The organism is Paraconexibacter sp. AEG42_29, assembly GCF_040581415.1.
In the GTDB taxonomy this organism is placed as follows: Bacteria; Actinomycetota; Thermoleophilia; order Solirubrobacterales; family Solirubrobacteraceae; genus Paraconexibacter.
Map to the genome: position 1 here is coordinate 4,390,077 of NZ_CP114014.1, position 12,527 is coordinate 4,402,603.

The following is a 12,527-nucleotide window of genomic DNA, read 5'->3' on the forward strand; positions in this document are numbered from 1 at the left end:
GCCGGGACGGCGAGTGTGCGAGTTCACGAGCGTTGGCGCGCCCGCGATCTAGCGCGCGCCGGCGAGCTGCCCCGCAAGCGCGCGCTGGTAGCCGATGATCGCCTTGTTCTTGTTGAACACGATCGCGCCGATGAGCTCCTGCCCACGGAACGCCTCGACCACGAGCGACGGCTTCTCGGTGTCCTCTTCGACGACCTCGAAACGATCGGCCACCGCCAGGAGCCCAGCCGATTTCATCTTCACCGAGTACTGGTCGGACCAGAACGTCGGCACGGTCGCAAAGGATGCGCGCCCCCCGGGGTCAGCCAGGAGGTTGGTCGCTGCGGTCGCCGCCATGTCACGGGCGATCGCCCAGTGCTCGATGCAGATCGGTCGACCGGCCTGCGGGTGCGGCCAGGCGGCGACGTCTCCGGCCGCGACGATGTTGCTCGTCCCGACCGCCACGCAGTGCTCGTCGCACAGGACAGCGCCGTCGAGCAACTCGAGTCCGGACCCCTCGAGCCACTCGGTGTTGGGCGCCGATCCGAGGGCGAGCAACACGACGTCAGCAGGGAGCGAGCGGCCGTCGGCGAGGTCGACCCCGCTGACACGACCTCCTTGCCCGGCGAAGCCCGACACGCTGGTGGACAGGAAGAACCGGACGCCGTTCTGCTCGTGGAGCGTGATTGCTCGCTTGCCGACCTCCGCACCCAGGACCGGCATCGGGAACGGCGCGATGTCAACCACGGCGACTTCGGTGACGCCAAGGCCACGCAGGGTGGCCGCGACCTCGCACCCGATGAATCCCGCACCGACGATCACGACGCGGCTGGTGCTGGACACCGCTTCGCGGAACCCCGCGGCGTCGTCGAGCGACCGGAGAACGTGGAAGCCCTCGAGCTCTGGGAGTTCCGGCCACGATCGTGCTCGGCGGCCGGTCGTGATCATCAGGCCGTCGTAGGGCACCTCGGTGCCATCGGCCAGGCGGACGACCTGCCGATCGCGGTCAAGGCTGACCGCGGCTTGGCCGAGCGTCCACGTCACGTTCGCGTCGGCGCTCACGCGGTAGAGCGTCTCGTCGGCGGTCATCGACCCAGCCAGCAACTGCTTCGACAGCGGAGGCCGGTCGTACGGCCGGTGGGTCTCGTCTCCGACAAGCACCACGGCGCCGCCGAACCCGGCCTTGCGCAGAGCCTCTGCGGCGCGGTGCCCGGCGAGGCCCCCGCCGACGATCACGATCTGCTCCACGGTCGCGATCAGTCCTCGATGCGGATGGCGGCCACCGGGCACATCCGGGCCGCCTCCTCCAGCTGCGTCCGGTACTCCTCACCGGGTTCGGCGATCAGCATCGTGGCGACGTTGTCGTCGTCGTCAAGGTCGAAGATGTCGGGCGCCGCGAGAACGCAGTCTCCGTGCGCCTCGCAGAGGTTGGTGTCGAGGATGATCTTCATGGTTGTTCCTTCGGATCGGGAGCTGGTCTCGAACGGCGAGCCGCTCAGGCGGCTTCCATGGTCACGGGGAGCTGGTACACGCCCCGCGAGTACGCGTCGCGGATGTAGCTGATCGGGCCCGCGGGCCGAATGTCCTTGGTCCGCTGCAAGAGCTCCTCGAGCAGGATCTTGATCTCGAGGGCGGCGACGTGCTTCCCAAGGCAGGAGTGCGGGCCGCGGCCGAAGCTCAGGTGCGGGTTCGGGCTGCGAGTGAGATCGAAGTCGTTCGGGTTGTCGAACGCATCCGTGTCGAAGTTGCCGGCCGCGAACAGCATCGCGACGATGGAGCCTGCCTTCAGCTCTACTCCGTGCAGCTCGACATCTTTCGTCGTCGTGCGGCAGAGGTGGGTGAACGGGCTCGAGATCCGGACGATCTCCTGCGCGGCGGTGAGCGGGATGTCGTCAGCGTGCTCTCGGAGCCAGGCCATCTGGTCCGGCCGGCGCATCAGCTCATGGAGTCCGTGGCCCAGCGACGTACGCGTGCTCTCGGCCGCGCCGCTCGCCAGGAGTACGACGTTCCCGCGGACCTCTCCTTCAGGAAGGCCGGCCTCGGCGATCTTGGACATGATGTCGTCCCCGGGCTGGGCCTTCCGCAGCTTCTCGAGATCGAGCGCGTACCCGAAGAGCTCCATGATCGCCTTCCCGACGTCCTCGAAGGACGGGGTGATGCGCGTGTCGAACGGCGCAGCGAACTGGTCGACCCAGTGGAAGAACTTCGGCCGATCCTCCTCGGGAACCCCGAGCACGTCGCCGAGCGCCTGCATCGGCATCAGGTGCGCGATGTCGTCGATGAAGTTGAACGGCTCCCCCTTCGCCAGCGCGGGCTCGATCACCGCTACGGCGTACTCGCGGAACTTGTCCTCGAGGCCCTTGACCATCTTCGGCGTGAACGCGCGACTGACGATGCGTCGGGTCTCGCGATGCTTCTCGCCGTCCTGCGTGAGCATCGCGGGAGCGCCGACAGCGTCGCCGATGGGCGCGAACGCCCAGAAGTTCACCGAGTTCAGACCGCTGGCATACGTCTCGGAGTCCCGATCCACCATCTCGATGTCCTCGTGTCGACTGACCACGTAGAGCTCAGGAACGAGCAACGGATCGTCGAACTTGTGCAGACAGACCGGCTCCTCCTCGCGGAGGTACTTGAAGGACTCCAAGGGGAGCCCGAACGTCGCTGGGTCGCCGTTGGCGTAGGTCTCCGGGTTGAAGACTCCGAGCTCGGCCTGCGACATCTTGGTGGCCATGCGGCGTTCACTCTCCGTTTACGTGAGATCACCCACTGTCGCGGGGCGATCTAAGGTCGTTGACGTCGATCGTAGCGGTTTCGTGAACGATCGTTGACTTATTTCTCTTCGGTCGCAGCCGCGACCGCACGACGTGCCGCCGTCCCACCCCCCGCGCTAGCATGTTAACTGACGTTTACTGAGTTGTTCTACCGAGGATGTTCGCGCACGATGACCGACCAACGGGCACCCTGGCAGTCGCCGATCGACGGCACACCGGACGAATGGCTCGCTTGGGCAAACGCGCTGCCCATGTCGCGCGACCTCAACATGGTGTGCACCGGCATCGACCGCGGACGCGCGACATACAGCGTCGCTTCGTCGCCCCTGACCCCGAACCCGAACGGATCGATCAACGGCGGAGTCGTCGCTGCGATTGCCGATCAGGCTATGGGAGCCGTCACCATGACTGTGATCTCACCCGGCCAGGTCGTGGCGACGGCCAGCTTCCACGCACAGTTCCAGCGGCCCGCGATGCCGCCCCTGACCGTTCGCGCGCACGCAACGAAGACGGGCCGCACGCTGGTCTTCGTTGACGTCGTCGTCGAAGACGCCGACGGACGCCTGACCAACACAGCCCAGGGAACCATGATGGCGGTTCCGCTCGGCGGTTACCTCCGGGAGCGCACGGCCGATGCGGAGAACGATGGAGCCCCGTCTTGACTTCCCGGCCTGACGTCGTTGCCGCCCCCGGCGGGACGGATGCAAGCAGCGCGCCACGCCGGCGTCTGGTGAGCCGCGACGTGCAGATCCTGCGGGCGGCAGCCAAGCTGTTCGCCGACCGGGGGTTCGCGGGCGTGGGAGTCGACGAGATCGGGAAGGAGGCCGGGGTCACGGGCCCGGCGATCTACCGGCACTTCAGCGGCAAAGATGAGATCCTGGCCACCCTCTGTGACGATGCCCTCGACCAGTTGGTGTCCCTCACCAACAAGGATTTCGAAGACGCCTGGGACCAGTTGTCACACCTCGTCGCCGGGCACGGCAGCTTCGTCGTAAGCCACGGATCCCTTGCCGGGGTCTGGATCAGGGAAGGGCGTCTGCTGTCGGACGCCTCACGACTGCACGTGTACCGGCGCCAGCGCGCATACATCCAGCGCTGGAGCACGACGATCGCGCGCTGTCTGCCGCACCATGCCGAGGATGAGCACCTCACGCTGACCTTCGCCGCCCTCGGGATGCTCAACTCCATCGCCACCTGGCCTCCGGCAGCGCGACGTGCCGACCCGGTGGGTCTGCTCTTACGCTCGGTCCTGGACGGCCTGCGCGGGCTCTCGCGGGAGCCGGCGCAGGCTCGCACCAAGCCGGGCGCCTAGTTGCGGAAGTCCATCCAGCAACCGTGCGGCGTCCACCCGAGGCGAAACGGAATCTCGACGCGAGCGACGGGACCGACGGTGATGTCGTCCGTGTCGAAGATCAGGTATTCGCCCGTGCCCTCACGCCACTTGGACACCGGCACGATCAGCCATCCGTCCCCTTCAGGCGCGTCCGGCTTCCTCGGAGCGAACGTCGGTTCCATGACGGCGAGCGGCTGGTCATCGCGGATCCGGTAGACCTGCTCGGACCCGGTCCGGACGTTCGTGGTGATGACGCTCTTCATGGACATCCCCTTGCGCTTCTCGTCCCCGCCGACGAACGAGCCCCACTCGTACCCCTTGCCGTAGAAGCGCTCGTCCACCTTCGGGAGCTCCGCGATCCGGTCACCAAGCTGCTCGGTCGTGACCTTGCCGCTCTCGAGATCGACTGTCCAGCGCCCGATGTAGCTCTTCGCGATCGAGAAGAACAGCGCGATGTCGTCTCCCGGCTTGAAGTCGCTCTCGAAGGGGAACGGCGGGCGATCGAAGATCGGACCGTCGAGCGTGAGCTTCCCGTCGATCACGTTGGCCGACAGCGTGTGCATCACGTACTGCGGCGGGATATCTGCGGAAATCCACCGCACGTCGCCCTCCAGGCTCCGCGGCACGAGGGCGAGCTTGATCGGCAGCGACTCATCCCACCCGAAGATCCCGAGGTCGTTCTCGACACGCTCTTTGGACGCGATGAACGGCTGGAACGGGAGGACGATCCATTCCTCGGTCAGCCAGATGTCGTGCGCCACCGTCTCGTACGGAGCATCCCAGAGTTCGAGCGACTTGACGGTCCCATCGGGCCGGACGTTGTGGAGCGTCACGTACGGCGGCTCGTCCCGGTAGGCCCAGCCGTAGAGCTCCCCGGTCTCGTGGTCCCACTTGGGGTGCGCGGTGAACGCACAGTCGCCGAAGGCCGTTGGCTCGCTCATTCCGCGCGAGAGCTTCGACGACCAAGGCACGATCCCCGTCGTCTCAAGCGTCTCAGGATGGAGCGCGATCGGCGGTCCCCCCTGTTCGCCAGAGGCTACGACCTGACCCTGAAACGGGAAGACGTTGATGTTGTTCGTTCCGTGCGGGATGCCGGCGGTCGCCTCGTCGCGCTTGACCTCGCCGAATCCCATCGCGCGCCAATCGGTGAACTTGCCGTCGGCCCACTCGAAGATGCCGGATCCATGCCGCTGCTCAGCGAGGAACTTCGGGGTCCTGATCCACCGGTTGCGGAAGTCGGCGCGGCCGTTCTCGAACACGAGACCCTGGATCATTCCGTCCTGTGTGAGGATGCCGTTCGTCCCCTGCTTCGTCGGCCTACGCCATGTGGGTCCGTTGCGGTAGAAGCCGCCACAAAGATCCTTCGGAATCTCGCCCTCGGTGACGATGCAGTCCTCGACGGTCGCCTCGAAGCGCATCGGCTTGAAGGGACCCTTCAGCCGCGCGTCGTTTGGGATAGGTGCGCCCATGTGGGTGTCTCCTGATGCTCGCGGTAGGTGCGGCGCCTCGCAACCGAGGGCGTCGCCGAAAATGAAGTTAGCAACTTTGGTGAACGGTCGTTATCTACGACCGCTCGACTATCGGAGAGCCAGCGAGCCCGCGATGATCTCCCGCAGAACCTCGTTGGCGCCGGCGTAGATGGGCATCACCAGCGCGTGGCGCACATGCGCCTCCATGTCGTACTCGGTGGCATAGCCGTAGCCACCCATCATCTGCATGCCCTCGAGGGCGACGCTCTTCGCGGTCTCGCTCGATTTGATCTTCGCCATCGAGGCGAGGCGGGCGACCACTTTCGGGTCGCCACTGCCGTCCTCGAGTCGTGCAGCCAGCTCATACGTCAGCATCCGTGAGCACTCGATCTCGGTTGCGAGGTCCGCGATTCGGTGCTGGATGACCTGGAAGCTGCTGATCGGCTTACCAAACTGCCTACGTTCCTTGACGTACGCGATCGTGTCGTCGAGCGCGCGCTGCGCGAGGCCGGTCGCCACTGCTGCCCCGAGCAGCCGCTCCCCGTCGAGCCCCGCCATGATGTGGCGGAATCCCTGACCCACCTCGCCGACGACGGCTTCCTCAGGGACGAAGCAGTCGGTGAAGAAGACGTCGTTCACCTCACGGCCGCCAAGAGTCGGGATGCGGTGGGTCTCGATGCCGTCGGCGTTGCCTGGCACCTCGAACAGCGTCAGTCCGTGGTGCCGTGAGCCTTCGCGGCTCGTGCGCGCGAGGACCATGATGCGGCCGGCGCGGTGAGCGTATGAGCACCAGGTCTTCTGTCCGTTCAGGACGTACCCACCCTGGGCCTTGGCCGCCGCGCACGAGATGTTGGCGACGTCCGAGCCCGCCTCCGGCTCAGAGATGCTGATCGCCATCAGCGTGCCGCCGGCGATGTCGGCCAGCGCCGACCGCTTCTGCTCGTCGGACCCGAAGCGCTTGTAGCACCCAGCCACAGTCGTCGAGGCTCCGAAGCCCTTGATCGGAACCAGGCCCCGGTAGAGCTCTTCGAAGAGCAGCGTCTGCTCGACATACGTTCCTCCAGATCCTCCGAACTCCTCCGGGATCGCCACCCCGAGCCAGCCGAGCGCCGCGAGCTTGTCGTACAGCGGGGTGCTGTGGTCCTCCTCGTCGTCGTCGACCCAGTTCTCCCGCTGTTCGCGTGTTCCGCACTCCCGCCGGACGAAGTCGCGGATCGCGTCGCGGAACGCTTCCTGATCAGGATCGAGTCGCATGTGCCGAAACGTAGCAGTCTTAGTTAACGATCGTGTACTGTGACGCCAACCATGGACTTCACGCTCTCCCCTGCTCAAGCCGCGCTCCAGGAGCGCGCGACCGCCGCAGGAGCGGAGTTCCGCGACGCGTGTGGCGCCTGGGACCTGGCGGACGAGGCCCCGTACCGCGAGATCTTCGACCGGATGGGCGAGCTCGGCTTCTTCGGGCTGACCATGCCATCGGAGTTCGGTGGACAAGACCTGAGTGCGCTGGACTACCTCATCGCGACGACCGCGATCTTCCGCGCTTCGCAGACGTGGCTCTGCTGTGAACCCCTATTCTGCACGACTGGCCCAGGACCGTCGATGATCATGCTCGGCGATGAGGGGGTGCGGGAGAAGTACCTACCGGACATCGTCGCGGGACGTCGCGGATGCAACATCGCACTGACCGAGCCGAACGCCGGGTCCGCGCTCACCCACCTGTCCACCACCGCGAAGCGCGACGGTGACGACTACATCGTCACCGGCTCGAAGAGCTACGTCACCGGTGCTGTCGTCAACGACCTGCACGCAGTGTTCGTCCGCTTTGACGACATTCCCGGCGCAAAGGGTGTCGGCGCGCTCGTGTTGGAGGACCGCATGGAGGGTGTCCGGGTCGAGCGCGGCCCTCGTTTCGTGGGCGATCGCGGCATTCCGCACGGCGACCTGTTCCTCGACGAGGTGCGTGTCCCCGCGGAGAATCTGATCATCGGCCCCGGTCAGTTCGCCCGCCTCATGAGCGCGTTCAACATGGAGCGACTGCACAACTGCGCGTTCTGGCTCGGGTCGTCGTTGGCGGCCTACGATGAGGCCGCGAAGCATGTGCAGCAGCGCGAGGCCTTCGATCGTCCCTTGGTGGAGTTTCAAGCCGTCTACCACGACCTCGCCAACATGTGGACGCAGATCGAGGCGCTCCGCCTGCTCGCCACCCAAGCTGCCGCCACGGCGAAGGACGGGAAGTATCCCGACCTCCACATGGTCACGATGGCGAAGCTCTTCGGCGCGACCGTCGGCCCGCAGATCACGCTCAAGTCCATGGAGCTGCACGGCGGTGTCGGAGTGACGCTCGACGCCCCGATCCAGCGCATCCACCGCGACGCGATCTCGAATGTGGTCGCGGGCGGTGCCCCAGCAGTCCTTCGCAACGGTATTGCCGCGGGCCTCTTCCCCGGCCGCCGCTTCCCTCAGACGCGTTGAGTTAACGATGCTCACTGAAACCACCTCGCTCACATTGGTTAGCGATCGTTCATGTAGAGTTTTGGCGTCATGACGAACGCCTCCCAGCCTGCCTCTGTCGACGCCGGAGCGGACGAGTTGCTCGAAGAGGTGCGGGACGGTGTCGGTGTGCTCACGCTCAATCGACCCGCGCGGCTCAACGCCCTCAACGTGACGATCTGCGAACGGCTGCAAGAGGCGCTCGTTCGCCTCGAGGCGACACCGGAGGTCCGAGCCGTCGTGCTCACCGGGGCAGGTAGGGCCTTCAGCTCGGGGGCGGATCTCCAAGGTGCGGTCGGCGGAGCCGACAAACTCCTGCGTGATCACTACAACCCGCTCGTGCTGACCATGATGCGGCTTGACATCCCACTGGTAGCTGCAGTCAACGGTGTCGCAGCCGGCGCGGGGGCCTCTCTCGCCTTCGCGTGCGACTTCCGGGTAGCAGCGGAGTCGTCGCGCTTCCAGCTGTCGTTCGTCAAGATCGGCCTGATCCCGGACTCGGGCGCCACCTGGCTGCTTCCGCGACTCGTCGGGCATGCCCGTGCGCTCGATATCTCCATGAGGGGTCGTGACCTGTTCGCACGCGAGGCGCGGGAGTGGGGCCTCGTCACCGAGGTGACTCCCGACGGCGGAGCCCTTGACGGTGCCGTTGATCTGGCTCGCGAACTCGCGGCACTCTCGTCGAGCCTCGGCGCGACGAAGAACGCACTTCTCGACGGGCTCGATCGTGACCTCGTCTCGCACCTCGAGGCCGAGGCGGACACGCAGGGGCGCGTGCAAACCGGGCCGGACTTTGCCGAGGCCCGCGATGCGTTCGTCGAGAAGCGCAAGCCACGCTTTGCGGCACGCAGCGTGTCGGCGTAGCCGACCAGCGGGCTCAAGCGCCGAGAACCACCATCCGAGTCATCAGTCGAGGAGATCGCAATGCGTATCGGCATCACCATTCCGTCCAGGACGATCAAGTTCGAGCAGGTCGCCGAACTCGCCTCCCACGCCGACGCCGCGGGCTTCGATTCGGTGTGGGACTACGAGGTCTACCGCAACCCGTTCACGATGCTGTGCACTGCAGCCACCACGACGTCCCGTATCCAGCTTGGGACCGGCCTCGCGGCCGCCTTCAGCCGCAGTCCGTTCGAGGCCGCCAACGCCGCCGCAGACGTCGACGAACTCTCGGAAGGCCGCATGCTGCTTGGCATCGGTACCGGTGTGCCGGAGTTCCTCGAGGCGTTCCATTCCACCGACGGGACGAAGCCGCTCGCCCGCATGCGGGAGTACCTCCACGTCCTGCGCCTGTCTTGGGAGTACCTGCAGACGGGAGCGGCCGACACGTTCGAGGGCACGTTCTACCGCTTCGCGCCGCCGCCGATCAACCCCTGGGGCGTCCGGCCCGCCGGCCGCGAAAGGATTCCGGTCTATCTTGCCGCGATGCGGCCGAAGATGATGGAGCTCGCCGGCGAGACCGCGGAAGGCTGGCTGGGCTACCTCGCGACGCCGAAGTTCATCGAGGAGCGCGTCGTCGAGCCGATCGCGGTCGGGGCCGCCCGGGCCGGGCGCAGCCTCTCCGACATCGACATCGCCGCTGATGTCATCTGCAGCGTTTCGCCCGACCGCGAGGCCGCGATGCGGCTGGCACGCATCAACGTCGGCTTCTACGTCACCCACCCGGTCAGCGACGTCGTCTGTGCGCTCCACGGCGTCACCGATGAGCAGAATGCGGTTCGGCACAACCTCATGACCGAGGGCCTGGCCGGGCTGGAGAAGACGTCGGAGAAGCTCGTCGAGCTGTTCAGCATCAGCGGGACTCCCGAGGAGGCCCGGCAACAGCTCGATCAGTATCGCGGGGTCCTGCCGCACGTGATCCTCCACACGCCCTACGTCCCGCCGATCCGGGCCGACGAGAGCCTCGATGCGTTCGCGAACATCCTCGATGCGTTCGGCGGCGTCGTCGCCGCAGAGCACACGACAGGCGCGGCGGCCTCGTCGTGACTGCCCTGGTTGACGTCACGGGCCTGCGCGCCGTCGTCACCGGCTCGACCCGCGGGCTCGGAGAGGCCATCGCGCGCGATCTCGCCGCACGCGGCGCACACGTCGTCGTGAACGGCACGAACGCCGAGCGCTGCGAGCTCGTGGCAAGCGAGATCGGCGGACTCTCGATTCCGGGCTCCGTGGCCGACGAGGGCGCCGCCGAGCAACTCGTCGAAGCGTGCCGCGTCGAGTGGGGCGGGATCGACCTCCTCGTCAACAATGCCGGGATGGCACACGACGCCATGCTCGGCAAGATGACGGCGGCCCAGTTCGACGAGGTCATCGCAGTCCATCTCCGGGGCGCGTGGCTCACCTCGCGGGCCGCCAGTCGATCCATGCGAGGCGCCGGCGGATCGATCGTCAACATCACGTCCGGCACGGCGCTGTACGGCCACCTCGGACAGAGCAACTACGCCGCCGCGAAGGGTGGGGTACTTGGGCTGACCCGGGCCCTGTCGCTCGAGCTTCGTCGCCACGACATCCGGGTGAATGCGCTGTCCCCAATCGCGCGCACCGAGATGGTCGAGCCCCTGTTCGCGATCGCCGGCGATCGTGCTGATGCGCTCGCGCCGCTCTTCGGGGCGCCGAAGGACGTCGCCCCGATCGTGGCCTTTCTCGGCTCGCCGGCCGCGAGCGGGATCACCGGCCAGGTGCTGTCGTTCGACGGCCGTCAGCTCTCGGTCTGGTCACACCCTGCGGTGCTGCGGCAGGTCTGCCGCGAAGCGGCGTGGACCCCGGAGGACATCGGCAGCGCGCTCGAAGAAGGCGACCTTGCGACCCTCAATCCGGATGCGCTGGGCACGGCGGTCCTCGACCTCTTGGGTGTGCGCGCCTAGCTCAGGCGATCAGCCGAAGAGAGGTCCTGTCGTAGCCGGTGCTTGAGGACCTTTCCGGTGGCGTTGCGCGGCAGGGCGGGGACGACATGGACGGACTTCGGCTTCTTGTACGACGCCAGGCGAGAGCGGCAGTGCGCGATCACGCCCTCAGCGGTGATCGTCGCATCACGCAGCGGGACGATCACGGCGCAGACGTTCTCGCCCCACACCGGGTCGGGCAGGCCGATGACCGCGACCTCTGCGAGCCCGGGAAGGTCTGCGAGAGCGTCCTCGACCTCGCGGCTGTAGACGTTCTCCCCGCCCGTGAGAATCATGTCCTTCTTCCGGTCGACGATCGCGTAGATCCCGTCGGCGTCGACCGTGGCGAGGTCGCCGGTGCGGAGCCACCCGTCCACGATGGCGGCTTGCGTTGCCGCGTCGTCGCGCCAGTATCCGGCGGTCACCTGGTCCCCGCGGATGGCGAGTTCACCGACCGCGCCGGGCGCGACGTCGTGGAGATCGTCGTCGACCACCCGGAACGCTGCCAGCGGAGCGGGACGACCGATGGCCGACAAGAGGCCGGGCTGGCCGCCCGCGCCCAGCCGGTGCTGCTCGGGATCGAGCCATCCAGCCGTCCCGGCGAGCTCGGTCATGCCGAACGACTGGTAGAAGTCGGCATTGGCGAACCTGGCCATCGAGCGGCGCAGGAGGTCCGGGGCGATCGCCGAGGACCCGTAGAAGAGCTTGCGCATCGAGCTCACGTCGTAACGCTCCAGCTCGGGGCGTTGAAGGATCAAACTCAGCATCACGGGCGCAATCGGCGATCCGGCCGCACCGTACTCCTCGATCGCTCGGACGAACGACTCCGGATCGAAGCTCGGCTGGAGCACGAGTGTGATGCCCTTGGCAGCCCAGGCGAGGCAGAGGTGCGCAGTCACGTGTGCCATCGGGAATGGCATGAGGTGGGTGGCGTGCCGCTCGGGCTGGACCGACATCAGCGTGTTGGCTACTGAGGCGAAGAGGTTCTGGTGGGTGAGCATCGCCCCCTTCGGGCGGCCCGTGGTGCCGGACGTGTAAATGAGCCACGCCACCTCGTCCGAGCTCGCTCCCGAGACGTCGGCTGTAGCCTGCTCGCCGGCCGCGACGACCGTCTCGTAGGCGACGGTGCGCTCCGGCGCGACCCCGCCGAGGACCACGACGTGTTCGAGTGCCGGCAGCCGCTCGCGGATCTCGGACACAAGGCCGAGCAGCGGCGGTTCGACGATCACGACCCGTGCCCCTGAGTGCTCGAGCACATGGAGGATCTCGGAGGCCGCAAGCCGCGGGTTGACGAACGTCAGCATCTGGCGAGCCGTTGGGACCCCGAACACCGCTTCGACGTACTCCGGGCAGTTGTTGGCGAGAATCGCCACGCGGTCCCCGGGGTCAGCCAGCTCGAGGAGCCCCTGAGCGAGGGCGCGCGACCGGTGTTGCAGTTCGGCGTAGGTCAGGCTGGCGCCCTCGTAGACGACCGCCGCTCGGTCGCCGTACTGGCGTTCGGCGAGCGTTAGGAAGTCGCCGACGCGCATGGTCGTATCGTAGCCGAACTGAACGTACGTTAACCGATTGTGCTCATCGCGCGTGCCCGATCACATGGATAGCGCCG

The 12,527-nt window shown here is 66.9% G+C and carries 12 protein-coding genes; 6 read left to right on the forward strand and 6 right to left on the reverse strand.

Annotated features, from left to right (window positions below):
* Positions 1–48 precede the first annotated feature (48 nt).
* The 3 genes from DSM112329_RS21285 to DSM112329_RS21295 are packed head-to-tail and all read right to left on the reverse strand — an operon-like array spanning position 49 to position 2,710.
* Complete coding sequence (locus tag DSM112329_RS21285) at positions 49–1,227, reverse strand: FAD/NAD(P)-binding oxidoreductase (RefSeq protein WP_354698564.1); 1,179 nt, start codon at positions 1,225–1,227, stop codon at positions 49–51.
* An 8-nt stretch (positions 1,228–1,235) separates the two neighbouring features.
* Entirely contained in the window at positions 1,236–1,430 is a 195-nt protein-coding gene (locus tag DSM112329_RS21290; RefSeq protein WP_354698565.1) for a ferredoxin, read from the reverse strand.
* Between the two features lie 44 nt (positions 1,431–1,474).
* Positions 1,475–2,710: a cytochrome P450 gene (locus DSM112329_RS21295; RefSeq protein WP_354698566.1), complete on the reverse strand. Its 1,236-nt coding sequence runs from the start codon at positions 2,708–2,710 to the stop codon at positions 1,475–1,477.
* A gap of 210 nt (positions 2,711–2,920) precedes the next feature.
* On the opposite strand from DSM112329_RS21295, the gene DSM112329_RS21300 reads away from it, so the two are divergent.
* On the forward strand, positions 2,921–3,412 hold the full coding sequence (locus tag DSM112329_RS21300) for a PaaI family thioesterase (protein ID WP_354698567.1): 492 nt from the start codon (positions 2,921–2,923) through the stop codon (positions 3,410–3,412).
* A gap of 68 nt (positions 3,413–3,480) precedes the next feature.
* Positions 3,481–4,062 carry a TetR/AcrR family transcriptional regulator gene (locus tag DSM112329_RS21305; protein ID WP_354698568.1) on the forward strand — a complete coding sequence of 194 codons (582 nt, stop codon included), beginning with the start codon at positions 3,481–3,483 and terminating at the stop codon, positions 4,060–4,062.
* On the opposite strand, the gene DSM112329_RS21310 is transcribed toward DSM112329_RS21305, so the two are convergent.
* A complete protein-coding gene (locus DSM112329_RS21310) occupies positions 4,059–5,552 on the reverse strand; it encodes a carotenoid oxygenase family protein (protein ID WP_354698569.1) in 1,494 nt (497 codons plus the stop codon). The genes DSM112329_RS21305 and DSM112329_RS21310 overlap by 4 nt on opposite strands.
* Positions 5,553–5,660: 108 nt before the next feature.
* Positions 5,661–6,806, reverse strand: a complete 1,146-nt coding sequence (locus DSM112329_RS21315; RefSeq protein WP_354698570.1) for an acyl-CoA dehydrogenase family protein — start codon at positions 6,804–6,806, stop codon at positions 5,661–5,663.
* Positions 6,807–6,857: 51 nt separating this feature from the next.
* Between DSM112329_RS21315 and DSM112329_RS21320 the strand changes: the two genes are divergently transcribed.
* The 4 genes from DSM112329_RS21320 to DSM112329_RS21335 all read left to right on the forward strand — a co-directional run bounded on the left by DSM112329_RS21320 (position 6,858) and on the right by DSM112329_RS21335 (position 10,903).
* Positions 6,858–8,024 carry an acyl-CoA dehydrogenase family protein gene (locus tag DSM112329_RS21320; protein WP_354698571.1) on the forward strand — a complete coding sequence of 389 codons (1,167 nt, stop codon included), beginning with the start codon at positions 6,858–6,860 and terminating at the stop codon, positions 8,022–8,024.
* Between the two features lie 69 nt (positions 8,025–8,093).
* Positions 8,094–8,906 (forward strand): enoyl-CoA hydratase-related protein, encoded by an 813-nt coding sequence (locus DSM112329_RS21325; protein ID WP_354698572.1) that lies wholly within the window; start codon positions 8,094–8,096, stop codon positions 8,904–8,906.
* A 60-nt stretch (positions 8,907–8,966) separates the two neighbouring features.
* Positions 8,967–10,028 carry an LLM class flavin-dependent oxidoreductase gene (locus DSM112329_RS21330; RefSeq protein WP_354698573.1) on the forward strand — a complete coding sequence of 354 codons (1,062 nt, stop codon included), beginning with the start codon at positions 8,967–8,969 and terminating at the stop codon, positions 10,026–10,028.
* Entirely contained in the window at positions 10,025–10,903 is an 879-nt protein-coding gene (locus DSM112329_RS21335; protein WP_354698574.1) for an SDR family NAD(P)-dependent oxidoreductase, read from the forward strand. Before DSM112329_RS21330 ends, DSM112329_RS21335 begins: the two co-directional genes overlap by 4 nt.
* Here the strand turns inward: DSM112329_RS21335 and DSM112329_RS21340 are convergent.
* Positions 10,900–12,450 (reverse strand): AMP-binding protein, encoded by a 1,551-nt coding sequence (locus DSM112329_RS21340; RefSeq protein WP_354698575.1) that lies wholly within the window; start codon positions 12,448–12,450, stop codon positions 10,900–10,902. The two genes, DSM112329_RS21335 and DSM112329_RS21340, sit on opposite strands and share 4 nt — an antisense overlap.
* Positions 12,451–12,527 lie beyond the last annotated feature (77 nt).

What these genes read in the sequence shown, in the direction of transcription:
- DSM112329_RS21315 (WP_354698570.1), bottom strand. Translation starts at nt 6,806, where the DNA reads ATGCGACTCGATCCTGATCAGGAAGCGTTCCGCGACGCGATCCGCGAC.
- DSM112329_RS21310 (WP_354698569.1), bottom strand. Translation starts at nt 5,552, where the DNA reads ATGGGCGCACCTATCCCAAACGACGCGCGGCTGAAGGGTCCCTTCAAG.
- DSM112329_RS21340 (WP_354698575.1), bottom strand. Translation starts at nt 12,450, where the DNA reads ATGCGCGTCGGCGACTTCCTAACGCTCGCCGAACGCCAGTACGGCGAC.
- DSM112329_RS21300 (WP_354698567.1), top strand. Translation starts at nt 2,921, where the DNA reads ATGACCGACCAACGGGCACCCTGGCAGTCGCCGATCGACGGCACACCG.
- DSM112329_RS21320 (WP_354698571.1), top strand. Translation starts at nt 6,858, where the DNA reads ATGGACTTCACGCTCTCCCCTGCTCAAGCCGCGCTCCAGGAGCGCGCG.
- DSM112329_RS21325 (WP_354698572.1), top strand. Translation starts at nt 8,094, where the DNA reads ATGACGAACGCCTCCCAGCCTGCCTCTGTCGACGCCGGAGCGGACGAG.
- DSM112329_RS21295 (WP_354698566.1), bottom strand. Translation starts at nt 2,710, where the DNA reads ATGGCCACCAAGATGTCGCAGGCCGAGCTCGGAGTCTTCAACCCGGAG.
- DSM112329_RS21290 (WP_354698565.1), bottom strand. Translation starts at nt 1,430, where the DNA reads ATGAAGATCATCCTCGACACCAACCTCTGCGAGGCGCACGGAGACTGC.
- DSM112329_RS21330 (WP_354698573.1), top strand. Translation starts at nt 8,967, where the DNA reads ATGCGTATCGGCATCACCATTCCGTCCAGGACGATCAAGTTCGAGCAG.